This window comes from Micromonospora sp. NPDC049107, from assembly GCF_040648595.1.
GTDB lineage: Bacteria > Actinomycetota > Actinomycetes > Mycobacteriales > Micromonosporaceae > Micromonospora.
The window spans coordinates 142397-167817 of the sequence record NZ_JBEZEC010000006.1 but is presented as its reverse complement, the minus strand read 5'-3'; the positions used below and the strand labels follow the sequence as shown (position 1 = coordinate 167817).

Annotated in this window: 19 protein-coding genes and 1 pseudogene; 6 read left to right on the top strand and 14 right to left on the bottom strand. The window is 69.7% G+C overall.

Annotated elements, in window-relative coordinates; translation table 11 throughout:
- The first annotated feature begins 127 nt into the window (after positions 1 to 127).
- Complete coding sequence (locus tag AB0B55_RS16625; RefSeq protein ID WP_357172108.1) at positions 128 to 1513, top strand: serine hydrolase domain-containing protein; 1386 nt, start codon at positions 128 to 130, stop codon at positions 1511 to 1513.
- Positions 1514 to 1529: 16 nt separating this feature from the next.
- Here the strand turns inward: AB0B55_RS16625 and AB0B55_RS16620 are convergent, their stop codons facing one another.
- Complete coding sequence (locus tag AB0B55_RS16620; protein WP_357172107.1) at positions 1530 to 2750, bottom strand: MFS transporter; 1221 nt, start codon at positions 2748 to 2750, stop codon at positions 1530 to 1532.
- Positions 2751 to 2791: 41 nt separating this feature from the next.
- Here AB0B55_RS16620 and AB0B55_RS16615 point away from each other — a divergent pair, with 41 nt between their 5' ends.
- Both AB0B55_RS16615 and AB0B55_RS16610 read left to right on the top strand, forming a co-directional pair.
- Positions 2792 to 3889, top strand: coding sequence for an ROK family protein (locus tag AB0B55_RS16615; protein WP_357172106.1), 1098 nt, complete (start codon positions 2792 to 2794; stop codon positions 3887 to 3889).
- A 407-nt stretch (positions 3890 to 4296) separates the two neighbouring features.
- Positions 4297 to 4590: a hypothetical protein gene (locus AB0B55_RS16610; RefSeq protein WP_357172105.1), complete on the top strand. Its 294-nt coding sequence runs from the start codon at positions 4297 to 4299 to the stop codon at positions 4588 to 4590.
- A 91-nt stretch (positions 4591 to 4681) separates the two neighbouring features.
- Here the strand turns inward: AB0B55_RS16610 and AB0B55_RS16605 are convergent, their stop codons facing one another.
- From AB0B55_RS16605 to glsA, 4 genes are all read right to left on the bottom strand, one after another.
- Complete coding sequence (locus AB0B55_RS16605) at positions 4682 to 5059, bottom strand: MerR family transcriptional regulator (protein ID WP_357121163.1); 378 nt, start codon at positions 5057 to 5059, stop codon at positions 4682 to 4684.
- A gap of 179 nt (positions 5060 to 5238) precedes the next feature.
- Positions 5239 to 6558 (bottom strand): ammonium transporter, encoded by a 1320-nt coding sequence (locus tag AB0B55_RS16600; protein ID WP_357172104.1) that lies wholly within the window; start codon positions 6556 to 6558, stop codon positions 5239 to 5241.
- Positions 6559 to 6625: 67 nt separating this feature from the next.
- Entirely contained in the window at positions 6626 to 7645 is a 1020-nt protein-coding gene (glnII, locus tag AB0B55_RS16595) for a glutamine synthetase (RefSeq protein WP_357172103.1), read from the bottom strand.
- A gap of 63 nt (positions 7646 to 7708) precedes the next feature.
- Complete coding sequence (glsA, locus tag AB0B55_RS16590; RefSeq protein ID WP_357172102.1) at positions 7709 to 9262, bottom strand: glutaminase A; 1554 nt, start codon at positions 9260 to 9262, stop codon at positions 7709 to 7711.
- A 777-nt stretch (positions 9263 to 10039) separates the two neighbouring features.
- On the opposite strand from glsA, the gene AB0B55_RS16585 reads away from it, so the two are divergent.
- Positions 10040 to 11164 carry a DUF1996 domain-containing protein gene (locus AB0B55_RS16585; RefSeq protein WP_357172101.1) on the top strand — a complete coding sequence of 375 codons (1125 nt, stop codon included), beginning with the start codon at positions 10040 to 10042 and terminating at the stop codon, positions 11162 to 11164.
- A 516-nt stretch (positions 11165 to 11680) separates the two neighbouring features.
- Here AB0B55_RS16585 and AB0B55_RS16580 read toward each other — a convergent pair.
- A complete protein-coding gene (locus AB0B55_RS16580) occupies positions 11681 to 11860 on the bottom strand; it encodes a hypothetical protein (protein WP_357172100.1) in 180 nt (59 codons plus the stop codon).
- A gap of 335 nt (positions 11861 to 12195) precedes the next feature.
- Positions 12196 to 13407: a helix-turn-helix transcriptional regulator gene (locus tag AB0B55_RS16575; protein ID WP_357172099.1), complete on the bottom strand. Its 1212-nt coding sequence runs from the start codon at positions 13405 to 13407 to the stop codon at positions 12196 to 12198.
- Between the two features lie 473 nt (positions 13408 to 13880).
- On the opposite strand from AB0B55_RS16575, the pseudogene AB0B55_RS16570 reads away from it, so the two are divergent.
- Both AB0B55_RS16570 and AB0B55_RS16565 read left to right on the top strand, forming a co-directional pair.
- A pseudogene (locus AB0B55_RS16570) lies at positions 13881 to 14057 on the top strand (transcriptional regulator); the annotation flags it as partial.
- Positions 14054 to 14683, top strand: coding sequence for an HD domain-containing protein (locus AB0B55_RS16565; RefSeq protein ID WP_357172098.1), 630 nt, complete (start codon positions 14054 to 14056; stop codon positions 14681 to 14683). The pseudogene AB0B55_RS16570 and the gene AB0B55_RS16565, both read left to right, overlap by 4 nt.
- A 116-nt stretch (positions 14684 to 14799) precedes the next feature.
- On the opposite strand, the gene AB0B55_RS16560 is transcribed toward AB0B55_RS16565, so the two are convergent.
- From AB0B55_RS16560 to AB0B55_RS16530, 7 genes are all read right to left on the bottom strand, one after another.
- Positions 14800 to 15777, bottom strand: a complete 978-nt coding sequence (locus AB0B55_RS16560) for a hypothetical protein (protein WP_357172097.1) — start codon at positions 15775 to 15777, stop codon at positions 14800 to 14802.
- A gap of 32 nt (positions 15778 to 15809) precedes the next feature.
- Positions 15810 to 17339 (bottom strand): plastocyanin/azurin family copper-binding protein, encoded by a 1530-nt coding sequence (locus AB0B55_RS16555; protein WP_357172096.1) that lies wholly within the window; start codon positions 17337 to 17339, stop codon positions 15810 to 15812.
- 8 nt (positions 17340 to 17347) lie between these two features.
- Positions 17348 to 21298 carry a ThuA domain-containing protein gene (locus tag AB0B55_RS16550; protein WP_357172095.1) on the bottom strand — a complete coding sequence of 1317 codons (3951 nt, stop codon included), beginning with the start codon at positions 21296 to 21298 and terminating at the stop codon, positions 17348 to 17350.
- Positions 21299 to 21317: 19 nt separating this feature from the next.
- A complete protein-coding gene (locus AB0B55_RS16545) occupies positions 21318 to 22322 on the bottom strand; it encodes a multicopper oxidase domain-containing protein (RefSeq protein ID WP_357172094.1) in 1005 nt (334 codons plus the stop codon).
- Between the two features lie 231 nt (positions 22323 to 22553).
- Positions 22554 to 23390 (bottom strand): amino acid ABC transporter ATP-binding protein, encoded by an 837-nt coding sequence (locus tag AB0B55_RS16540; RefSeq protein WP_357172093.1) that lies wholly within the window; start codon positions 23388 to 23390, stop codon positions 22554 to 22556.
- 5 nt (positions 23391 to 23395) lie between these two features.
- Positions 23396 to 24190: an amino acid ABC transporter permease gene (locus AB0B55_RS16535; protein WP_357121130.1), complete on the bottom strand. Its 795-nt coding sequence runs from the start codon at positions 24188 to 24190 to the stop codon at positions 23396 to 23398.
- 78 nt (positions 24191 to 24268) lie between these two features.
- Positions 24269 to 25087 carry a basic amino acid ABC transporter substrate-binding protein gene (locus tag AB0B55_RS16530; protein WP_357172092.1) on the bottom strand — a complete coding sequence of 273 codons (819 nt, stop codon included), beginning with the start codon at positions 25085 to 25087 and terminating at the stop codon, positions 24269 to 24271.
- Between the last annotated feature and the right edge of the window lie 334 nt (positions 25088 to 25421).

Sequence of the window (25421 nt, the reverse complement as noted above, 5' to 3'; positions counted from 1 at the left end):
GCACAGGCAGTGTCGGTAGTCCGTACGGCCCACACGGGTGTCGGAAACCGGCCACACCGCTGGACGAGGTGAGCGTACGGCTGATTGGGCTTGGCGCGCGCGAGTCGGATCTGTCAGCATCACCGGCATGCCCGTCGCCCGTCGTACCCTGCTCGGGGTTGGCCTGGCCGCTGCGACCTCCGCTCTCACCGGCTGTGGCGACAGCGGCGGTGAGTCGGCGGGTGGGGCCGACCCGGGCGGCACGGTGACGGCCACCGACGCGGCGGGGAACAGGGTGGGATTCGGCGCGGCCGGGAAGCCCACGGCCCCTTCGTCGGGCACGCCGAGCGCCTCCCCCACGGCCGGCGCGGGCGTGCCGGGCAACCAGGCCCGGTACGCCGCGGACGTGACCGCGTTGCTGCGGCGACACCTGCCCGCCTCGGCGCAGACCGTCACGCACCACGGCTTTCCCGGTGCGGTCGCTCTCGTGCTGGTCAACGGGAAGACGACCGTGCACACGGCTGTCGGGGAGGCCCTGCGCTACGCGGCCGGCCCGAAACTGCTCCCGGCGAAGAGCCGGGTCGCGATGCGCCCGGACTCCATCTTCGACCTCGCCTCGGTCACCAAGGTCTACACCGCCATCCTGCTGCTGCAGCAGGTCGACAGGGGCCGTGTCGACCTGGGCGCACCGGTACGCGACTACCTGCCGGGGTTCACCGGCACGGGCAAGGACCGCGTCACCGTCGAGATGCTGCTCACCCACACCAGCGGCCTCCCGGTCGGCGCCAAGGTCACCGGTCTGCCGGACAACGCGGCCCGGTGGAACGCGGTCCTCGCCACACCGCTGGTATCGGGCGCCGTGCCCGGGGACACGTTCCGCTACTCCAGCGTCGGCCTCATGGTCGCCGGCAAGATCGTCGAGAAGATCACCGGCAAACGCCTCGACCAGGCGCTCAAGGCGAACCTCACCGGCCCGCTCGGCCTGCGCGACACCGGCTTCGCCCCCACGACCTGGCTGTCGGCCAGCGAGAGGGCGGCCCGGATGGTCGCCACCGACGCCCGCTCGTCCCGCGGCCTGCTCCGCGGCACCGTGCACGACGACGTCGCCAACCACCTCGGGGGCGTCGCCGGTCACGCGGGGGTGTTCGCCAGCGCCAGCGATCTCGCGGCGGTCGGCCAGCTGCTCCTCGACGGTGGCACCTACCAGGGCCGCCGGGTCCTCGCCGCCGACACCGTGCGCCGGATGCTGACCAACCACAACGCGGGCAAGCCGGCAGTCGACCCGGAGCGTCCGCACCGCACGGCCGCCCACGGTCTCGGCGTCGTGCTCAACCAGCAGTGGTTCATGGGCCGGCTCGCGTCGGGTCGCACCTTCGGCCACACCGGGTTCGCCGGTCCCTCACTGCTGGTCGACCCGGGCCGCAAGCTGGTCCTCGCCCTGCTCACGAACCGGGCCCACCCGAACTGGTCCTGGGCGAATCCCGATCCGGTCCGCGCGGCCGTCGGCGACCTCCTCGCCTCGTCGGTCACCTGACCGACGCCATCGGCGGTCAACCCGCCACGGCGGCCGGCTCCCGGTCCCGACGACGCCCCGCGTAGCTGACGATTCCCAGGCCCAGCCCGATGACCGCCAGGACCAGGCCCACCCGGGCCGGCGCGAGGTAGCCGAGCCCGGCGGCGATGCCGACGCTGCCCAGCGCCGCGCCCAGGCTGTTCGCGATGTTCATGGCGGACTGGTTGAGCGCCGCGCCCATCAACTGGGCGCCGGGGGCGACCGTGATGAGGCGTGCCTGCAGGACCGGACCGAGGTAGAGACTCGTCGCGCCGACCAGGAACGCGCCGACGAAGAGGCCCACGGGGTGCGACGCGACGAGACTGAACACGCCGATGCTGACGATCATCGCCACGAAGCCGATCATCTGGCTGCGACGCAGGTCCCGGTCGGCGAGCCAGCCGCCCAGGGCGTTGCCGACGGTCATGCCGAGGCCCACCGCGACCAGCACCCAGGGCACGGTCGCGGCGGAGAGTCCGGCGACGTCGGTGGTGACCGGCGCGATGTACGAGTCGACCGCGAAGAACCCGGCGAAGCCGATCGCGCCGGTGGCCGCGACCAGCCAGACCTGCGAGGTGCGCAGGGCCCGCAGCTCGGCGGCCGGCGAGCCGTCCGCCGCCGCGGCGACCTCCGGCACGACCGCCAGCACGGCCAGCAGCGTGAGCAGGAAGACACCGGCGATGACCAGGTACGCCGTACGCCAGCCGGCCGCCTGACCGAGCCGGGTGATCAGCGGTACGCCCACCACGTTGCTCACGGTCAGGCCACCGAGCACGGTGGCGAAGCCCCGCGCCTCGTTGCCGGGACCCATCAGGGTCGCGGCGAGCAGGCCGGCCGCGCCGAAGTACGCGCCGTGCGGCAGCGCGGCGACGAACCGCGCGACCAGCACCAGCTCGAAGTTCGGGGCGGTCGCCGAGGCGATCGTGCCCGCGACGAAGAGGACGAGGAGCCCGAGCACGAGCCGGCGGCGGGGCAGGCGCGCGCTGAGCGCGGCGATCAGTGGGGCGCCCACGACGACGCCCAGCGCGTACGCGGTGATCATCCAACCGGCCCGCGCGACGGCGTCCGACGAGGATCGAGCGTAATCCTGGGCGAGCAGGTCGCGTGCCATCTCGGGGAGCAGGCCCATCGCCACGAACTCCGTCAGGCCGACCGCCACGCCGCCCAGTGCCAGGGCGGCAAGCGCCGCGAGGCGTTGACCTCTGCTCAGTGCGTTCACCGAGCGAATTTAGCAACAGCGTTGCGTAATAGAGTGGCGAGATGACGCGGACCACAGCGGACGTGACGTTCCTGCGCGGCTACAACCAGGCGCAGGTGTTGGCCGTGGGGCGTACGGCACGGACGTTCGAACGGTCGACCGTCGTCGCCGCCACCGGCCTGACCCCGCAGGCCGTCTCCAAGGTCATCGCGCGCCTGGGCGCCGACGGCCTGATCCGCCCCGCCGGTGTCCGCCGCCCGGGCGTCGGCAAACCCGCGCTCGTCTACGAGCTGGTCCCGGACAGCCGGTACGCGATCGGCGCGCACGTCGCCCGGCGCACGCTGCGACTGGTCCTGGTCGACCTGGCCGGCGCCGTGCGCCACTCGACGGTCCGACCGCTGCCCGCGGACTTCACCCCGGAACAGCTCCTCGACGCCCTGTGCGTCGGCATCGGGGCGATCACCGCGGACCCCGCGCTACGGGACCGGCTGACCGGCGTGGGCCTCGGCATGATCGGCCCCCTGGACCACGCCAACGGGCTGGTCCGGGACGCGCACGGCCTACGGCACTGGCACGACGTACCGCTGCGCGAACTGGCCGAGGCGCGCCTCCGCCTGCCGGTGCACCTGGACAAGGACGTGACCGCCGGTGTCACCGCCGAGGCGTGGCGGTACGGCGCGACGTTCGGCGACGCGGCCCTCATCATGGTCGAATCCGGCATCGGGGGCGGTTTCTGGCTGGGCGGCGCGGCCCATCGGGGGGCGCATACCAACGCCGGCGAGTTCGGCCACACGGTCGTCGACCTGGACGGGCCCGTCTGCGTCTGTGGACGCCACGGCTGCCTGGAGGTCGTCCACCTCCGTGCCGTCGAGACGGGGGACGTCCCGCGTGCCGCCCGGGTCCTGGCGATCGGCGTCGTCAACCTGCTCCAGACCCTCGACCTCGCCCGCGTGGTCCTCGCCGGCGCGGATCTGCTGCGCCACGCCGAGGTCTACCGCGCCGCCGTGGAGCAGGCCGTCCGTACCGACGTGCGGCGTACGGACTGGCTCGCCCCGACCGTGACCCTCTCCAGCCTCGGCGCGGACGTGATCGCCGCCGGGGCCGCGATCCAGGTCCTCGGCCAGCAGTACGGCGTCCCGGCGCTGGCCCCGGTCAGCTAGACGAGTAGTGCCTAACCTCGCTGGGGCGGTGGGCGCGGCCGGTGGCCGGGGTGACCCTCAGTCACCCGCGTGGGGGCGGATGCGGCGAGCCGCCGAGCCAACCTGTACACCTTTCGTGACCACCGAGGTATCGGAGGGTGATGCCGCGTCGGGATGCTGACGGCATGCGCAGAAGACGAGCCCCATGGGTCCTGTTGTCATTGCCGCTGCTCAGCCTTCTTACCGCCTGCAGTCCACCCGACGAGCCTGTTGTCGCGCTAGCCGTCCACGACGGTCGGCCGGTAGGTGTCCTGGTGACCTGCGGCGGGATGTCAGCCCGGGTCCGTGTCTACGAGGACCCCCCGGACGACGGGACCGAGCGTCCGCTGGTCTTGTGGGCCGCCAGCGGTCGACCCACAAGCGGGACCGTGGAGGTTGTCCTGCTCGGTCAGCCGCCGGATGGCTGGGAGGTCGAGGAGGCTACCGACTTCTTCGCCGAAGGACTTGGCACAGTGGTGGACGTCGAGCCGCTCACCGAACTCAGGCCCGAGGTCACCTACAGCGTCGGGGGGTCTGGTGGGCGTGATGCCATCTCGGTAGATTTCACCCTCGCGGATCTCCCGCGAATCGGGCCGGACCAGGTGCTGGCGCCGCGCGGCCGGGATTCGACGAAGATCGTTTCGCGGAAGACCTTCCTGCGCAAGGCCCGCGCCAGTTGCTGACGACATGGGCGTCGCCGTGCAGTCGTTACCGACCCCTGCGTGTCGTTCGTGACCTCGTACCCGCTGAGCGACCCCGGGACCGAGCGGTCGCCTACCGCGGGACGGCGTCCGTGTAGACGCAGCCGTTGCCCGGGTCCTCGCTGGCGCTGATCACCGCGTCGAGGCGATCCCGGACCTGGACGAGTTGGTCGATCTGGTGGGTGATGCGGTCCCGTTCGGCGTTCAGCAGGGCACGGGACTGCGGGGTGTTGACCTGAGCGTCGACGCAGGGCAGCAGATCCAGGATCGTCCGGCTGGACAGACCCGCGCCGTACAGCGTCTGGATGAGCTGGACGCGGTCGATCGCTCCCTCGCCGTAGTGGCGCTGGCCGCCGCCGCTGCGCTCGGGGATCAGCAGCGACTGTTCCTCGTAGTAGCGCAGGGCGCGCACCGACACTCCCGTGTTGGTGGCGAGTTCTCCGATCCGCACGGCCCCTCCCCCCTCACGTGGTGACGCCGACAACACTTACCTCTGACGTCAGCGTCAGATTCTAGCGTCGTCCACGCGACGGCTGCCAGTGCGACGGCTCCCGTCGACGTACGCCGGCGGACCGGGAGGGTTGGCGCACCCCTCCCGGTCCGGACCACGGCGACGTCCGTCGCAGTCGGTCAGCGGGTGTACGGGCCGTTGACGACGTCCATGATCGGATGCTGGGTCGTCCTGTCCTGCGCCCGGCCGCCGGTCGAGCCGACCGGGTCGGCCCGCCCCTCGCTGACATCGAAGTCGTAGGCGCTCTCCGCGTGCAGGACCTGGTCGATGCCGGCGACCTCGTCCGATCGCGGCACCCGGAAGCCGACCGTCACATCAATGATCTTGACGAGCAGCCAGGTCAGCGCCACCGAATACGCGGCGACGGCGAAGGCGCCGACCGCCTGCTTCCCCAGTTGCCCGGCACCCGCGCCGGCGACGAGGCCGTCGGCGGTGTCGAACACTCCGATGAGCAGCGTGCCGACGAAACCACCGACCGCGTGAACCGCCACGACGTCCAGTGAGTCGTCGTAGCCGAAGCGGTCCTTGAGGCCGACGGCCCCGGCGCAGACGACACCGGCGATGACACCGATGGCGATCGCACCCCAGGTGTTCACGACCGCGCACGCGGGGGTGATCGCCACCAGGCCGGCGACCGCGCCCGACGCGGCGCCCAGGGAGGTGAAGCCACCCTTGCGTACGCGCTCCCAGACGAGCCATCCGATCATGCCGGCACCGGCCGCCACCTGGGTGTTCATGAAGGCGACACTGGCGGTGCCATTGGCGGCGAGGGCCGATCCGGCGTTGAACCCGAACCACCCGAACCACAGCAGGCCGGAGCCGAGCATCACGAGCGGCAAGCTGTGCGCCCGCATCGACTCACGCCTGAAGCCGACCCGGTTGCCGAGGACGAGGAGCGCGCCGAGGGCGGCCATGCCGGCGTTGATGTGGACCGCCGTGCCTCCGGCGAAGTCCTTCACGCCGAGCTTGAAGATCCAACCGTCGGCCTGCCACACCCAGTGGGCCACCGGGAAATACACCACGGTCACCCAGAGCGCGACGAACAGCATCCACGCGCCGAACTTGGCACGGTCGGCGATCGCCCCGCTGATCAGGGCCGGCGTGATGACGGCGAACATCATCTGAAAGACCGCGAACGCGAGCACCGGAATGCTGCCCGTCAACGTGGTGTCCGAGATGCCGCCCAGGCCCACGTTGCTCAGGTCGCCGACGAGTCCGCGTCCACCGACGTCGTCGCCGAAGGCGAGCGAGTATCCGTAGGTCACCCAGAGCACGCTGACGATGCCCAGGCTGATGAAACTCATCAGCAGCATGTTGAGAACGCTCTTCACGCGAACCATGCCGCCGTAGAAGAACGCCAGGCCGGGGGTCATCAGCATGACCAACGCGGCGCTGATCAGAACGAATGCGGTATCCCCCGCGTCGAAGCCGTCTGGCATCGAGATGCACTCCATGTCGTGGTAGCTGCCGCAGCAGTGCGGCGTGGTGAATGTCGGTCCGACCGCCTCAGACGAGGTCGGCGGCCTTCAGGGCGCTGCAGCAGGTGTCGACGATGAGGCGGGTGACGGTGTACGGGTCGACATTGGCGTTGGGCCGGCGGTCCTCGATGTAGCCCTTCTTGTCGATCTCCACCTGCCACGGGATGCGGACGGAAGCACCGCGATCCGAGACGCCGTAGCTGTACTCGTTCCAGGGCGCCGTCTCGTGCGCGCCGGTCAGACGGGCCTCGACGCCGGCGCCGTAGCTGCGGATGTGCTCGGCGGGCTTGTCGCCCCGGCCGAGGGCCTCGCAGGCCTCGATGATCGCCGAATAGTTCTCGCGCATGGCGCGCGTCGAGAAGTTGGTGTGCGCGCCGGCGCCGTTCCAGTCGCCCCGCGCGGGCTTCGGCTCCAGGGTCGCGGAGATGCCGAAGTCCTCGGCCGTGCGGTGCAGGAGCCAGCGGGCGATCCACAGCTGGTCGGCGACCTCCAGTGGGGACAGCGGACCGACCTGGAACTCCCACTGGCCGGGCATGACCTCGGCGTTGATGCCGGAGAGGGACAGTCCCGCGGCGAGGCAGTTGTCCAGGTGCTTCTCGACCACGGCGCGGCCGTAGATCTCGTCCGCGCCGACGCCGCAGTAGTAGCCACCCTGCGGAGCCGGGTAGCCGCCGTCCGGGAAGCCCAGCGGGCGGGAGCCCTTGAAGAACGTGTACTCCTGCTCGATGCCGAACAGCGACTCCTGGCCGGCGAACTGCTCGGCCACCGGGCGCAGCAGCGCCCGCGTGTTGGACTCGTGCGGGGTGCCGTCGGTGTTGAACACCTCGCAGAGCACCAGCAGGTGCGCCCCGCCGCGGATGGGGTCGGCGTAGGTGGCGACCGGTTCGAGGACCCGGTCGGAGCTGCTGCCCTCGGCCTGGTTGGTGCTGGAGCCGTCGAAGCCCCACGTGCCCGGCGTGACGCCGTCCTCGATGATCTTCGTCTTCGACCGGAGCTTCGCGGTCGGCGCGGTGCCGTCGATCCAGATGTATTCAGCCTTGTACGCCATGGGTCTCTTCTCCTGTGATCGGGCCGGATGGCCCACGAAATCGTGATCGGTGGAACAGACGGTTCAGACCGCCGCGAGCGGCGCGTCGGTTCGCACGAGGGTGGCTGACGCCGGGCCCTCGCCCACCGTCGACGTGAGCAGTGCGACAACGTTGTCATGCGCTCCGCGTTCGGCATCGGAGAGCGCCGTGCCTCCCCAACGGTCCCGCAGAGTTGGATCGGCCCCCCGGTCCAGGAGGTACTGGACCACGTCGAGGTTTCCGTCGGAGGCGGCCAGGTGCAGCGCCGTCCGCCGGTCGTAGTCGGCGGAGTTCGGATCCTTCCCCGCGGCCAGCGCGAGCCGGACGTACTCCAGATCGCCGTGACTGGCGGCCCACAGCAACCGCGTGGTCGACGCCACCTCGTCCTCGTTCCTGCCACGTCGCGGATCGCGTTTGCCGGAGTCCTCCCCGGCGGCCAACGAGTCGTAGACGTGGAAGTTGAACCGGTTGATGAGTTCCTTGCAGAACGCGACTCCCCGGACGGAGTTGCCGAGCGCGTCGAGGCGGGGCGACCAGACGCAGACGCCCATCACGCCGGGAACCACGATCATGAGTCCGCCGGAGACACCGCTCTTCGCCGGCAGACCGATCGTGAAGGCGAACTCCCCCGAATAGTCGTACATCCCGCACGACGACATCAGCGACAGGCACTTGCGTGCGGTGTCAGCCGAGAAGATCCGCTCCCGGGTGAGCGGGTTGACGCCGCCGTTGGCGAGTGAGGCGGCAACGACCGACAGCGACCGCGCGTCGACCTCGATGGAACAGCACTGGAAGTAGAACTCCAATGTCTCGGTGAGGTCGGTGCCGTCCGGAAAGGCCTGATGCTCGCGCATGAAGTACCCGAGCGCGAAGTTCCGATCCGCCGTACGCCGTTCCGAGAGATAGACGGCATTGTTGAAGCCGACCGTCCCGCCGCCGGCCAAGCTGCGCCACGTTTCGGCGACGTGGTCGAAACGGTCGGCCATCTCCCATCTCGGGCGCAGCAGCGAGCAGCACATGATCGCCCCAGAATTGATCATCGGGTTGTGCGGAAGGCCCTCGTTGTTCAATGTCAGCTCGTTGAACCCGCGACCGCTGGGTTCCCGCCCCACGTGCCGATGGACCTGTTCGGCGCCGTGCTGCTCCAGCGCCAGACAATAGTTGATCGGCTTGCAGACCGACTGGACGCAGAACGGGGTCTCCGCGTCCCCCACGGCGAAACGCTGGCCGTCGGTCGTGCACAACGCGATCCCGAAATTCTCCGGATCGACGCGGCCGAGCTGCGGGATGTAATCGGCTACCCGCCCCCCGTCCACACCCCTGAGGCCCTCGTAGATCGAGAAGATCTCCGTCTGTAAGGCGGCGAAGTCCGGAATGACGAGGTCTCCGCGAAGGGACCTCTCGATGACACCGCCACCCGTCCTGCACCACGCGATGAAACGGGATATGTCGATGCGGGCCGGACCGTCGCCGCTGGTGGCAGACCGCACCTCGACCAGGCGCGGGTCCGTCTCCGAGATGCCTGCGGCGCGCAGCCGGCCGACGAGTTCCGCCACCGCGACCGTTCCGTCGGTGTCGACCGTGAAGGATCCGAACAACTTCCCGTACTCCGCCGCTGCAAAATCGTCGAAGCCGGACGGCTCGATACGGCGGGACCACGCCTGATCGGGGCGACGTGGCACGGCTCTGGTTTTCCTGGTCGCGGGCATAGCGGGTTTCAACTACTCCGTAATCAATGGTGACAACGTGGTGGCGACGCCATCTCCGGGAGTCGCGCTCCGGTGACGGTTGACCCACCGACCTTTCGAAGACTAGGAGGGACCGGTGTACGACCGCTTGATTTCCTCTTACCTGCGACTGCCGCCCCCAGCCGCTCCATCGGGGGTGCCGGGACACGTGAGTGAATAGGGGCAGCACTACCGCTACGGTGATTTCTCACACACCTTTAGAACAGGTTGTGTGAATCCGTTGGGCGCACGCCTCCGATGTCATGGTCGCGCGCACGCGGTCACCCAGCCGTCCGTACGCGCCCGGCTAGCCGCCGGTCCCCCCGTCGTCGACGAACGCGACCACGGCTGCCCAGGCCGGCCCGGCACCTGTCGCGACGCCTCGTGCGGCCGAGGGGCGCCGGGGCGGACGACCCCGTGGGAGGCTGGCGACACCGCCGACACCCGCGCGGCGGCGGGGATGGACTGCCGACGGACCCGCCGATTACGTCTTTTCGAAAATCGATATCCAATCGACAGGAGAGACCGTCGCGCAGAGCTGGCAGGACAATCCCGGAGCGATATTTAAGGCATATTTAATCGGCGCGGCCGGATAGGCGCAGGGGGTCGACTCGTACTCTTTCTTCTCGGAAGAAAGGTGCACCCTCGTTGACACATCTGCGATCCACCCCTCGACACCGTCGCGCCCTGACCGCCCTGCTGGTGGTGGGCCTGGCATTCACCGGCGGATGCAAGGAGTCCCCTGGCACGCCCGGCGCTTCCGGCCCGTCCAGCGACACCGGCATCGGCTCGTCCGGACCCGCGACACCGACGACCGCCCCGGCGACCACCCCGAGCGCCCCGGGCACCTCGACCAGCCCGTCCGCCCCGGCCAAGCCGGGCACCTCGTCCACGACCGCCGCCGCGCCCACCACGTCGGGTGGTTGGATCACCGTCGACGCCGCCGCGCAGGCCGCCGCGACGAGGGCGTTCTTCGCGCGCAAGCCGAAGCCGGTGACCGGCAACCCGGTGAAGGTCGCGGAGTTCAACGTCGGCTGCACGGTCAGCCACCACAACAGTGACGACCCGATCGTCCTGCCCAAGCTGGCCGGCGCCTCGCACAACCACACCTTCTGGGGCAACAGGTCGACCGACGCCACCTCGACGGCGGAGTCGCTGCGGGCGTCGAAGGCGACCACCTGCAACTCGCCGGACGACCAGTCGGCCTACTGGGTGCCGACCATGTACCAGAACGGCAAGGTCGTCGACCCGACCGAGGTGACCGTCTACTACGGTTCCCGCCTGAAGGACCCGAGCAAGACCCAGCCCTTCCCGTTCGGCCTGCGGATGATCACCGGCAATGCCAAGAACCAGGTGGACACCCCGGACAAGCAGGGCAACCACTTCTGGTGCGCCGGCATCGGTGGCGAGATCGGCCGCAGCGCCGACAAGACCTTCCCCGTCTGCGCCAAGACCGCGCACGTCGTCCGGCAGATCACCTTCCCGGACTGCTGGGACGGCAAGCACCTGGACAGCCCCGACCACAAGGCGCACATGGCCAACGGCGACCACACCGGAGCCTGCCCGAAGAGTCACCCGGTGCCCGTCCCGTCGGTGTCCTTCGTGATCTCGTACCCGTTGAGCGCGAACACGAACGGCATCACCCTCGCGTCCGGCACCTCGTTCTCGATGCACGCGGACTTCTTCAACGCCTGGAAGGACGAGGCGCTGGCCGCAAGGGTCCGCAACTGCCTCGACCAGAAGGTGAAGTGCAACTCCGCCGGCAACTTCTAGAGCGGTCGTCGATCTGAGTTGGCCCGCGGATCGTCGTGGGCCGGTGATCGACACAGCGAGGTCTCCGGTGGACGGCTCAGCCACCGCAGGGAATCGAAGACCGGAGACCTCGCGTAGTCGGAGGTCTGGCATCAGACGAGACGCTGGACCCGCACCTTCGGGTGCACGTTCCTCAAATGGCCTTGCTTGTGTTGGCGGACCTGTTCGTCCCAGATCTCTTGGTCATAGTCCGGATCTGGCGGTACCCACTTGTGGGAGCCGTCGCTGTAGTGGGACTTCTCGTCGCCGGACCGCAGAATGCTCACCGAAGCCAACCAAGGAAGCGTCTGTGCAGCGTCCCCGCCGGCACCCAGGTCAGGTCTTCGGAGGCCCGCACCAGGTGGGCACCCAGGTAGAAAGCCAGGGAGAGCGGAGCGTCGTCGAACTCCGCACGTAGCTCGCGCTGCCGCGTGCGGCAGGGCCAGGGCGCGCCGCAGCCGCCGCAACTCCAGATCGGCAGCACCGGATCGTGCGTCGTTATGCGCGGTCTCCGAGCAGCGCCGCCGTCATCGACCGCGCCCGGCGACTGGTCGCCCAGTCCACCTGCCAGCACGGGTACGGCGTGAGCCGCGACCACCACGCCCGGCAGCCGGCGCACATCCCCTCCAGCCCTCGGACGTGCACCGCGATGATCGCCTTCCGCTGCCCGTTGCTCACCGCTCACCTTCCTGCGGCCAGTGGCCACGACTGATTGGGATCCGGTGCCGGGAACGGCAGGGCAGCTCGGCTCCGCAGCGGCAGACGCGTCGCCAGCTCAGCCATGACCACACCGGCCGATGCCTGCGGGCGAGAGTCAGTGCGGTGGCCGAGAGGTATTCGTCATACGAGACTCGCCGCACGGAGCTCTCCCTCGTTCGAGCACGAGGACGGGCCTGCCCTCGAAGCTGAGAGAGACGCGGCGACCAGGCGATACCCGCACCGCCCACCGCATCCCGTGAGCGAGAAGGTACGGTGGGTCGCAGAGCGGAATGGGTAAGGTTCCTACCCCTGGATCACGAGAGCAGCCCGACTTTGGTCGCAAGGTCACGGGCGTCGTCCCGAGTGGAACGCGGACCGTCGAGCAGGTCCAAGGTGATCTGCCGGGCGTACCCGTTGAAGCGGATCGTCTCCGGGGCCGACTCGTACGCCTGCCGGAGGCTCAGCACGGCCGTTTCCTTGTCGTCCTTGCCGTAGTGCGCCCGCGCGACCTCGATGAGATGACGTGCCCGGCGCGGCCTAGACGGAATCGCCGCTGAATCATGACGGCGCGCCTGGCGCACCGCTTCACCGGACTTCTGCAACTCCACCGCCACCGTCACCGCGTGGGCACCCATGATGACCTGTGAGAACGACGTCTGCGGCTGATAGAAGCCCTGCGGCAGGCGCTGCGCCACCCGATCCGCGCGATCCCAGTACCGCCACGCCCGGCCTTCCTCACCAGCACGGGCGGCGGTGTAGGCAGCCTCGAAATTCAGTGCCCCCCACAGCGCCAACAGGTTCGTGGTCCCGTCGGCCGCGCGCGGCTCCAGCGCTGCCAGGAGGTCCAGGGTCACCGCCATCGCGGTGTCCCAGTCACCGGCATCCCGGTGCACCTGGCACAAGAACCATCCCGCGCAGGCCACCGCCTCCGGGTCGCCGGACTCCTGCGCCGCCACCATCGCGCGGTCCGCAACCCGCCACAACAACTCGGCAGCGGGCTGATAGGCAAGGAACATCTGCGTCAGCCCGAACGTCTCCGCCAACAGGGCCTGAGCCCGCCGACGCTCGGCACCCTCGTACGCCAACGCGGCGCGCTGCGCGTCGCGCAGCAGCCCCGGCAACAACCCGCCCAGCACAGTGCGGTGATCCGACGCCTGATGGCGCGCCCGCCATGCCATCGCGAGCCGCTCTCGCAGGCTCGTCAACGACCCCAGGGATGCCTCGTCGGAAATTGCGAAGCGGTTCACCGCGTCCCGGACTGACGCCAGCGCCGGATGTTCCGGTCCGTTGACCACAGCAGAGCGCGTGCTCAGCTCCCCGGCCAAGGCAGACACCTCGACCTTGAGAGCACGCGCGATGCGATCCAGCATGTGAATACGCGGCGGCAGGATGCGATCGGTCTCCACTGCCTTGACCCACTCGGCGCTGCGCCCGACCAATCCCCCGAGCACCGCACGGGTCTTCCCGGCCCTCTCCCGGTAGACCTTCAACCGCTGCCCGAAAGTCAACTCCGGCAAGGAATCCATCCCGGACCTCCTCGTGGCGCGGACGTACCGTCGACGCCCAGGCCGCCGTGCCCACCCAACGCTACCGGCTTACCCACCGCCTCATAACCCTCACACGCCGCGCACCGCCTCCCGCGCCGACATCAGGACCCTGGCCCCTCGCGTGTGGGGCCCTCGGAGCATGCGCTGCGGCATCCATGCATGTCTGCGATCTCGGCGGACGATTCACCGCCGGGCCAGCCTGATGCACCGAAAGTTCGGCCCGGTTGCTATCACCGTTGCTGTCGGCGGTGGTGTGCGCGCCCTGACAGTAAGCCGCCGTGCGCATACTTTGCGTTCGATGCCAGCGCAAGACGGCTCCGTTCACTGGTCCTCACCTTGCGCTTAGGCGTTGGCCCGCCCGCCCCAGCGGAACCTGGCCGTCCGGGACGTGCCGGACAGTGAGGCGCTCCGGCCGCTGGCGCACCGACCTCGCATTTGTTACCCCAGGTGGGGTGGCCGCACGACGCAATCTCGCTCTCGACAACCCCGCCGTAACTCGGGCACTTCTCGACCGCAGCGTCCCGCTCCTGGACAGTGACCGGATCTCCACGCAGTCGCGGCAGGAACTAACCTCTATCGCCTACCGCCTGCGGGCGGACGGACTCACCGGCACAGGGACGGGCAGATGACCGACGACCACGACGCCGCCGCAGCGATGAGCTTCATCTTCGAAGCCGGCGTCCTCAAACGCGCCGCCCGCACCGGCTGGTGGTTCGCTGGCGTCAAGCAACCCGAGTCCATCGCCGAACACTCCTTCCGGACCGCGCTCATCGGAATGTTGCTCGCCGCCATGGAGGGTGCCGACCCAGCCCGCGTGTCGATGCTCTGCACCCTGCACGACACCCAGGAAACCCGGATCACCGACATCCCCCACATCGCCAGGCGCTACCTCACCGCCGTACCCAACACCGCCGTAACCGCCGATCAGGTCGCCGCCTGCCCACCGGCCGTCGCCGACGTCATCACCGCCGCAGTCGCCGAATACGAAGCCGGCGAGACACGTGAAGCCGTCGTCGCCCGTGACGCAGACAAGTTGGAATGCCTCGTCCAGGCCGTCGAGTACCGCCATCAGGGCATCGACAACGTTCAGCGCTGGATCGACAGCTCACGAGCGGCGCTCAAGACCGCCAGCGCCCTCCGCCTCGCCGACGCCGCCCTCACCGGACAACCACTCGCCTGGCTCACACCCCCGCCACAGTCGGCGGACCAGCCGACACCGGCCCGTCCGCACCTGCCTCTGGCTGGCGACCTCTAATCCGGGATCTTCCGACGCCGCATCAACCACGCAGACGCCGCCGCGACGGTCCGGGCCGATATGACGGCGGTGGCCGGTCACCCCGAGGGGTGACCGGCCACCGTCACGTCGATCGGCTAGAGCTTCGCCGCGCCCGCCTCGGTGGCGTCCTGCACCGCCGAGGTACGACGGACCTCAGCCCGCTCGTCGCCCGCGTCCTCCCGGTCGGCGGCGGACATTCGGGCCGCCCGGTTGGCGGTCGGCGCGGCCTGGTCGCCCGTCACGCCGCCCCGGATGCGGTTGTTCGCCGCCACCTGCGCGGCCGGGTCGTTGCCCGTCACCGTCAATTGGCCGTTGATGATGTTGTCGTCGACGGTGACACCACCGGTGGTGTTGGTGACGCTGACGTCCGCGCCCCAGTAGCCGCCCGAGGCGCAACTGTCCAGGGTGCCGTTCGGGCCGAGCTGGACGCCGCCGAGGTTGCCGGCGAAGGTTGCCCTGCCCCGGACGGCGCTGCCGCACACGACACTGCCGGTGGCGCTGTTGAGCACCGAGAGGGTGCCGTCGACGAACGAGTCGTGCACGTCGGTGTAGTACGTGCCGGTGCTGCTGACGTTGCGCGTCACCTGGGTGCCCTGGTCGAGGCGTACCTCACCGGCGCCGACGGTGACGTTTCCGCCGATCGTCGACGCCTCGGCGAACAGGAAGCTGTCGATGGTCGCCGAGCCCTTCGGCCGGACGGTCAACGCGCCGGTCCGGGCGTCGGACAGGAAGACGCCGTAGCCCCCGGCGGCCAGCACGACCTGGCCGTCGACGGTCGTCTCGGTGGCGTCGAGGTAGCCGTCGGCGGCGATCCGTACCTCACCGCTGACCCGGCCGCCGGTGACCACCAGGTTGGCGCCGGCGGCGACGGTGACGTTGCCGGTGATCGTGGTGCCGGTCAGCGCGCAGGACTCACCGGCCGGGACGAGCAGGTCGTTGGGCACGGTCACCGCGCCGCCGGTGCCGATGCAGTGGGTGACCAGGTCGGCGTGGGCGGTGGGCGCCACGGCCAGCACCGAGGCGGCGATGACGGCGCTCACGGTGGCCAGCTTGGCGACGGTACGTCCGGGCATCGTGGTTCTCCCTCTGAATGAGATGCGGGGGCTCATGCGCCGACGTCCGATCGGGCCGCGGCCCGGACGATGGCGCCCTGCTGGCGCTTGCTGAGCGTTCCGGCGGTCACCAGCGCGGTGGTGACCGCCTCGACGTGCCGGACGAAGTCGGCGTGGCCGGGGTAGTCGGCGTGTTCGTCGATGAGATCGTTGATGGTGCAGCCGTCACCGGTGTCGATGTTCGCCACGCCGGTGTCGACACCGTCGATGACCACCGTTTCCCGCGTGTCGGAGGCGGGGCAGGCGTCGGTGCCGTCGGCCACGACGGTGAACGTCACCGACTGCTCGGCGGCGGTGTTACCGGCGGTGTCCGTCGCCCGGTAGCGCAGGGTGTGCGCCCCGACGGTACGGACGACGACCGGCGCGGTGTACGCGGTCCACGCGCCGCTGTCGAGGGCGTACTCGGTTCGCGCCACGCCCGAGTCGGCGTCGGTGGCCGTGACGGTCACGGTCGCGCCGCCGACGTACGCGCCATCGTCGTTCCGGTCGCCGGCCACCGTGGCCGTCACGGTGGGTGCGGTGGTGTCCTCGGCCGGCGGCGCGACGACGGTGAAGTGGGCCATCTGCTCGGCCGAGGTGTTACCGGCCACGTCGGTGGCCCGGTAGTGCAGCATGTGCATCCCGGTGGCGGTCACCACGACCGGGCTCGTGTACGCCGTGAAGGCGGCCCCGTCGAGGGCGTACTCGATGGTGGCGACCCCCGACCCGGCGTCGGTGGCGGTCAGCGTGGCGGTGGCCGTACCGACGTAGTTGCCGTCGCCGTCGCGGTCGCCGGTCAGCGCGGCCGTGACCGTCGGCGCGGTGGTGTCCTCCTCGGTCGGCTCGACGACCCGGAACGACACCGAGCCGACCGCGCTGGTGTTGCCATCCCGGTCGGTGGCGCGGAACTGGACCGAGTGGTCGCCGACCGCGTTTACCTGCACCGGCGCGGTGTACGGCTGAAAGCTGGTGTCGTCGACCTGGTATTCGACCGTGTCCACACCGGAACCGGCGTCGGTGGCCGTGACGGTGACCGTCGCCGCGCCCACGTAGTTGCCGTCGCCGTCGCGGTCACCGGACACGGCGGCGGTGACGGTCGGTGGCGTGGTATCGCCGCCTCCCCCGCCGTCGGTGACCACCAACTCGCCGACCATCTGGCTGTGGCCGGGAATCGAGCAGAAGTAGCGGTAGCGGCCCGGCGTCAGCGTGACGGTCGCCTCGTGCCGGCCGTTGTTGGCGTCGAACGGACTCGCCAGGATGTTGAGGGTGACGTCGTGGTTGTAGCCCTCGGTGGACGTGTCGAAGGTCAACGTGTGCGGCATTCCGGTGGTGTTGCCGGTGGCCGCGCTGTTCTCCCAGACGATTGTCGTCGCGCCGGCCACCGCGGTGGTGGGGACGGACTTGTAGCGGGTGGTGTTGTCGTCGGCGGTCCAGGTGAGCACCTGGTCCGCGGCGGCGCGCGGGGCGGCGGAGGCCGGTGGCGCGGCCAACGGCGCGACCGTGAGCAGGACCGCCGCCAGCGCGGCCGTGAGTCGTCGGATCATCGTCTCTCCTAGAGCTCGCGCACGCGGATGTTGCGGAACTCGGTCAGGTCGTTGTCACCGTGGTTCTGCAGGCCGATGAAGCCGCGCAGGAACTGCCGCAGGTCGGTCGGCGGGTCGCCGGCCCGGGAGGACTGCTTGCCCGGCGTGTTGTCGAACTCGTTGATCACCACGCCGTTGCGGATCATCGTGTAGTGCTGCCCGACCACCCGGATCTCGTAGTCGTTCCACACGTTCTTCGGGGTGATGCCGGCCTGGGCGAGCGGCACCGGGTCGAAGTTGTAGACCGAGCCGGTCTTCTGCGGCTCGCCGCTCTCGCCGTCGTAGATCTGGATCTCGTGTCCGCAGTAGATCGCCATCCAGGCGGTCGAGGTCCGGGCCGACCCGATGGTGCCGCAGCTGCCTTCTGGCCGCTGCTCCAGCGGCACCCGCAGGTCCGGGAAGCGGATGAAGACACCGGTGTTGGCCCGGTTGGTGCCCGGCGCGATGTCCTTGAACTGCACCTTCAGCGAGAAGTCGCCCAGCTCCCTGGTGTGCCAGAGCATGCCGAGGCCGCCGCTGGAGCGCAGCGCCCCGTCGGGCTGGATGCTGAACGAGCCCGTCGGGGCCTGCTCCCAACCGCGTAGCGACTCGGCGGTGCCGTCGTAGAGCGGCTCGTACCCGGTGCGACCGTCCCGGCCGATGTCGGAGGCGGCGGCCAGCCGGGTGAGCGTGCCCGCCTCACGGGTGTTGAGCAGGCCGTCGTCCTGCAACGCGCGGGTCACCGCGCTGACGTGCCGGACGAAGGCGTTGTGGTCGGGCCAGGTGCTCTCGTCGTCGACGAGGTCGTTGATCGTGCAGCCCTGCCCGACCGTCCGGCTGGGCACGCCGGTGTCGGTGTCGCCGAGCCAGACCGTGGCCCGGGCGTCGGGCACCGCGCAGCCGACCGTGACGGTGGTCCGCACGGTCGCCGTCTCGCCGTCGGCGTACGTGACGGTGAGCTTCGCGGTGTAGGTGCCCACCTTGGCGTACGTGTGTCGGGGGTCCGCCTCGGTCGAGGTGCCGCCGTCGCCGAACTCCCACCGGTGGCTCACGCCGCCGGACTTCGAGCCGGTGAAGGCGATCGTCAGCGGCTTGTTCTGCACGGCCACCGAGGTCGCTGCGGGCGCCGGGGTGGGCGCGCCACCGGTGTAGGTGACCCGGATCAGCTTCTGGTTGGGGCTCAGGCTGAAGAAGCCGCCTCCGTAGTCGAGCAGGTAGAGCGCGCCGTCCGGGCCGAACTTGGCGTCCATCCAGCTCTGCAACCGGTTGTCGCCGTTGCCGCTGGGGATGATGGCCCGCAGCGACTCGGCGTACACCGGCGGGGCGGCCTGCGGCACGCCGGCCTCGTCGACGGTGACCGCGACCCGGTTGACCGGGTTCGACTGGTCGCCGATCAACCACTTGCCGTCCCAGTGTTCCGGCCAGGCGACGCCGCTGTCGGTGTCGACGAGGCTGCGGTGGTAGGTGGGGCCGGACATGATGGCCTGCCCGCCGCCGCGCAGGTACGGCTGCGTGTAGGTGGCGTCGGCCGCGACGTAGGTCGGAAGGCCGCTGCCGTCGGTCCGCTTCGGGAAGACCGGGCCGCCGCCGTCCGGCGAGTACCAGATCATGTTGTCCCGGGCCGCCGGGATGTCCTCCAGTCCGGTGTTGCGCGGCGAGGTGTTCTTCAGGTTGTCGCAGTCGTACCAGCCGGTCAGCACGCTGGCGTCGGTGTTGCTGCGGTCCCGGTACGGCTGCCGGTTACCCATGCAGTACGGCCAGCCCTGGTTACCGGCCGAGGTGATGATGGTGGCCGTCTCGTACTTCGCCGGACCGAGGGTGGGGCTGGGCGACGAGGCGTCCGGGCCGACCCAGCCGGCGGTCAGCCACTGGTGCACCGGGTCGATCTGGAGGCGGGCGATGTTGCGCACGCCCATGACGTAGATCTCCGGGCGGGTCTTCTCCGTGCCCGGGGGGAAGAGGTTGCCCTGCGGGATGGTGTACGTGCCGTCCGCCTCCGGGTGGATCCGGATGATCTTTCCGGCGAGGTCGTTGGTGTTACCCGACGTGCGGCGGGCGTCCTGGAACGAGGTCCCCTGGTACTCCTCGGTCCAGTTGTTGCCGGAGTAGCCCTGCGACCCCTCGGAGGAGTTGTTGTCGCCGGAGCCGACGTAGAGGTTGCCCTTGGCGTCGAACGCCATGCCGCCACCCGCGTGGCAGCAGCTGTGGATCTGCACCGGGAACTGCAACAGGTCCTTGCGGGTGCCCTGGTCGATCGTCTGGGTCGTCCGGTCGTAGGTGAAGCGGGAGATGGTGCGCTGCCCGACCCGTTTGACCCGGTCGATCGACTCGTGTGGCATCCAGTAGACGTAGAGCCAGCCGTTCTCGGCGAACGTCGGGTCGGGCACGATGCCGAGCAGGCCCTCCTCGTTCTTGACCAACTCCGAGCCGCTGCCCCGGTTGCCCATCACCTCCAGGGTGGTGAGCAGCTTGACCTGCTTGCTGCGCGGGTCGTAGGAGTGGATGGTGCCGCAGCCCAGGCCAACCTTCGGGTCGTTCCAGTCCGCGATCGGGCCGCTCGGGCAGGCCGCCTTGCCGACGTAGAAGACGGTGCCGTCCGGGGCGATGGTGAGCCCGTGCGGCTCGCCGATCTGGTCGAGCTGCCCGGTCTGGTTCGCGGCGGTCAGCCGTTCGACCTTGTAGTTCGCGGCGATCGTCGCCTGGCAGTCACCGCGTACGCGGCCGGTGGTCCAGTTCAGCGCCCCGGTCAGGTGCGCCCGGAACGCCTCCTCGCCGTAGCTGCCCTCGGTGTGGCCCATGCCGGTGTAGAACGACCGCCCGCCGTCGTAGTCCCGGCACCAGGACACCGGGTGGAACGGACCGTTCGCGCCCGGACCCGGGTCGTAGTGCCGCTCCTCGACCTGGGCGAGGGTGTGCACCGCCCCGATCGGGTTCGTCTCCCAGTTGTCCCAGCGGTCCGACCGGGTGAGGGTCAGCGGCAGCGACGCGGTGGCCGGGTGTTTGCGGTCCAGGATGTCGACCACCGCCCGGTTCACCGGGGTCGGCGGCGGCGCGGTGGCCGTGCCGGTGAACAGCCGCAGGTCGGCGAGCTGGATCAGCGGCTCACCGCTGTTGGCGGTGATGTTCAGCCGGTAGCGGCTGAACTCCTGCGGCGAAGCGATGTCGAACCGCCGGGTCTGGAACCGTTCGGCGAACGCCTGGTTGGTGCGCTGGTCCAGATCGGTCCAGCTCTGGCCGTCCGTTGAGCCCTGCAGGGTCCAGTCCTTCGGATCCCGCCCGACGAAGTCGTTGGCCGACGTCAGCGCGTACCCGGTGATCCTCTTCGGTGCGGCCAGCTCGTAGGTCACCCAGGCCGTGGGCGTGCGGACCAGCCACTTCGTGTTGGCGTCGCCGTCGGTCAGCTTCTCCTTGGTCTCGGTGGGCGGGTTCTCGCCGCTGGCGGTCACCCGGGCCACCGGCTCGGCCACCGGGATCGCGCCGGCCGGGCGGGCGCCGATCAGGCCGGTGAACCAGGTCGAGTCGACCTGCGCGCGGGCGGCGTCGGCGATGCCGACGAAGCCGCCGCCGGCCTTCAGGTAGGCCTGAAGCGCCGACTCCTGGTCGCGGTTGAGCGCGGCGCCCGTCGCGGAGAGGAACACCACGCTCCGGTACGCGGACAGCTTGGTCGGAGTGAACACACCCGGGTCCGTGGTGGCCATGACATCGATGTCATGACTGGCCGCAAGTTGTCGGATGGTGTCCACCGCGCGCGCCACCGGGTCCTGCTGTTCGGCCACCGGCCCGTGGAACACGAGCACGGCCGTGTCGCTCTGCTGCGTCGGCGCTGGCGCCGCGCTCGCCGCTCGCGGCGCGGCTACCGCCGCCGATGCCGTGGTCGTGGCCGGGATCAGCGTGGCGAAGGCCGCTATCGCGGCGAGGGTACGTCGTAGGTCTCTTGTCATCCCCGTCCCCACCTTTCGGTCAGCTTCCGTGCGTGTGGGTGTGGCCCTGGAACCGGTGGATCGCCTCCTCGGCGCCGGGGGGCATGCTGCCGTCGGCGTTGCGCACCAGGAAGATCCCGGCCATGCCGCCGTCGGAGTGGTTCTGCACGTGGCAGTGGTACATCCACGCGCCGGGCCCGACGCCCTCCCCGGCCAGCACCTGGAACCCGAACGAGCTGCCCGGGTTGAGGTCCTTGTTGTCGACGACCAGGCTCGGGTCGGCCGGCCCTTCGAGCATCCCGGTGCGGTTGTCCGCCCAGCGGTGGGCATGCAGGTGGAAGGTGTGGAACAGGTTGCCGTGCCCGATGGCGAGCCACTCCACCCGCTGGCCCAGGTTCGCCTCGAACATGGGCGTGTTCGGGGCCATCCGGTTGTTGATCGTCATGTCGTGGAACACGACCGTGAACTGCTTCTCCGGCAGGATGTCGCCCCGACGCCGGACGATCAGCGCGCCGTACAGTCCCTTCGCGACGCCGGCCGTGCCGTGGTCGGTGCCCATGGCGTGGTCGTGGTAGTGCCAGTAGCCGGCGCTGCCGGGCATGTACCGGCGACCCGACGCGGCGACCATCTCGTGCGAGCGCCACACGTACGTCCGTGTCTCGCCGGGGTCGTTGAAGGAGTCGTTGAACGGACTACCGTCCGAGTCGGTGCTGTAGTCCACGCCGTGCGGGTGGATGGACAGCCGCTGGTCGGTGGTGTTGACCAGGGTGATCTCCAGGGTGTCACCCTCGTAGATCTCCAGCACCGGTCCGGGCACGGTGGCCTGGCCGGGTGCGAGGCCGTAGCCGTACAGCCCGCCGGGCAACTGCTCGGCGTAGATGGTGACCTTCCTGGTCACTCCGGCGGCGGCCTGCGCGGGGCTGCCTCCGAAGGCGCTCCCGAGCGTGGGGGCGGACGCGCCCAACGCTCCGGCGGCGAGCGCCCCGGTGGCGATCAGTGATCGGCGGGACAGGTGGCGATGGGAGCCAACGGCCTGATCGTCCATGGGTCTCCGTTCCCGACCGGGCGAAGACGCGACGAGCGCAGGGTGCATCGACCGCCGAGCACAAGGCGGCAGCACGACTGGGGTGAGGATCGTCGCGGACTTCGCTCGGAAGACTCAGAACTTTCGATGGATGAACCCAACTTATGTAATCCATCGACGAAAGTACAGGTCTGATTGCAGGAAGATTACCGCGACATCACAATGGCCATCGATCGGCCGGCGCTGGTGGTGTCAGAGACCGTGCCGGTCGTCGGCCGGCAGGCTGGGGGTTTCCGGTGGCGCCGGCGGCTGCTCGGGCTGACCGACCCGCGCGTGCGTCGGGTCCAGGACGCGGGAGAGGAACGCCCGGGTCCGTTCGTGCTTCGGCGCGCCCAGCACCTCCTGCGGCGGCCCCTGCTCGACGACGACGCCACCGTCCATGAACACGACCCGGTCGGCGACGTCCCGGGCGAACGCCATCTCGTGGGTGACCACCATCATCGTCATGCCCTCCTCGGCGAGCCCACGCATGACGGTGAGCACGTCACCGACCAACTCCGGGTCGAGCGCCGAGGTCGGCTCGTCGAAGAGCATCAGCTTCGGGTCCATCGAGAGCGACCGGGCGATCGCGACCCGCTGCTGCTGCCCGCCGGAGAGCTGCGCGGGGAACGCGTCGGCCTTGTCGGTGAGGCCGACCCGCTCCAGGTTGGCCCGCGCGATCCGCTCGGCCTCGGCGCGCGAGCGGCGCAGCACCTTGCGCTGCGCGACGGTGAGGTTGCGGAGCACGGTCAGGTGCGGGAACAGGTTGAACGACTGGAACACCATGCCGATGCCCCGGCGGACCGCGTCGATCTCGACGTCCGGGTCGGTCATCTCCACGCCGTTCACCCAGATCGTGCCGGCGGTGGGTTCCTCCAACAGGTCGACACAGCGCAGCAGGGTCGACTTGCCGGACCCGGACGGCCCGATCACGCAGACGACCTCGCCCTGGCCGACCTCGAAGTCGATGCCCTTGAGCACCTCGATCGGCCCGAACGACTTGTGCAGGTCACGGATCTGTACGGCGGGACGGGACGGGCTGGTCGTCATGCGGGTCACCGGGCCTTGGCGTAGCGGAGTTCGAGGCGGCGTACCACCTGGGACAGCGGCAGGGTGATGACCAGGTAGGCGAGGCCGGCCACCAGCAGCGGGGTGGCGTTCACCCGGTCGTTGAGCATGTCCCGGCCGAACTTGGTGACCTCGATGGTCTGTGCCGTCACGCCCAGCACGTACGCCAGCGACGAGTCCTTGGTGAGCAGGATGAGCTCGTTCGTCAGCGGCGGGATGACGATCCGGAACGCCTGCGGGATGACGATCGTGCGCATGGCGGTGAAATGCGACATGCCGAGGGTACGGGCCGCCTCCATCTGCCCCTTCGGCACCGCCTGGATGCCGGCGCGGATGGTCTCGGCCATGTACGCCGCGGCGGTCAACCCGAGACCGATCGCGATCGAGCCGAACACGCCGCCGGGGATCTGCCGCTCCGGGAAGGCGATGGGGATGCCGTACCCGACGAGGAAGAGCACCAGCAGCGCCGGCAGCCCCCGGAACAGCTCGATGTACGCGGTCGCCAGCCAGCGGTACGGCGCCACCCGGGACAGCCGCATGAGCGCGAGCACGGTCCCGAACACGAGGCCGAAGGCGAACGCGCCCAACGTGTAGAGGATCGTGTTGCGCAGCGCCACGGTGATGATCGTCGGGAACATCGACTCGATGATGTCGACGCGGAAGAACGCGTCGGCCAGTCGGCCCCAGTCCGCGGCGAGGAGCACCGCGGCGATGATCGCGACGAAGACCAGGTACTGGATACCGAGGGACAGTCGTTCCCGCTGGCGGCGGCGCAGCTTCACGTTGGCTCGTTGCCTTCCCGGATTGTGCCGACGGGGCAGGGCACGCGGTCCGCGCGCCCTACCCCTTTGGAGCGTCGATCAGGCGTTCGGCCGCTTGCCGATCCACTTGGAGTAGATCGTGTCGTACGAGCCGTCCTGCTTGGCCTTGGCCAGCGTCTCGTTGATCTTCTTGAGCAGTTCCGGGTTCGCGTCCTTCTTCACCGAGAACCCGTACTGCTCGCCCGTGTCGAACTCGGCGGTCACCGCGAACCCACCCGGGTTCTTGCGCAGGTACTCGGTCCACACCGGCAGGTCGTTGACGGCGGCCTCGACCTGACCGTTCGCGACGGCCTGCTGCAGGGCGGCGAGATCCTCGAACTCGACGAGCTGCAGGCCCTTCTCCTTCTCGAACTTGCGGGCGTAGTCACGGCCGGTGGTGGCCGCCTGCACGCCGAGCTTCTTGCCCCGCAGGTCGTCGAGCGACTTGTACGGCTTCCCGGTCTTGACCAGCATCGCCTGCGTCGCGTCGAAGTACGGGTCGGAGAAGTTCATCACCTTCTGCCGCTCGGCGGTGATGGTCATGCCGGCGGCGGCCGCGTCGCACTTGCCGGTGTTCAGGTCCTGGCCGGACTTGATGCCCTCGAAGGGCGTGTCGATGATCGTCTGCTCGACGCCCAACTCCTTGGCCACGAGGTCCATCACGTCGACGTCGAACCCGGTGACCTTGCCGCTGGCGTCCTTGGACTGGAACGGCGGGTACGGCAGGTGGGTGCAGACGGTCAGCTTGCCGGCCTCGACCAGCTTGACCCCGCTGGCCTGGACCTCGCTGTCGTCCTTCTTGGCACACCCCGCGGTCACCGCCAGAGCGGCGATCGCCACGACGAGGCCGGCCTGGCGGACTGCGCTACGGACCCTCACGAATGTGTCCCTCCGGTTCGGCTTCCCGTTGCGCCGGGCAGCCAGGTTGGTACGAAGACGGTGTGACAGGGGACGGTACCTGATTCGACGAACGGTAACTCAGGTCACGCGTTGTAGCCGCAGCGCTGCGGCGACCATCACAGGCCGTGAACGGGACAGTGGGCCCCGAAGGGGACGGCGAACGGGACCAGGCCCACCCGTGCGCCCTGGCGGGCCGCGCGTTCGCGCCGCCGATCCGCCGCGACGACCGGCATTTGAGTATCCGCACCACCCCGAAGGAGTAGGCCAGCGCCCCGAGCGCCGCTGCGCCGCCGCAGAAGCTGATAGACGATCA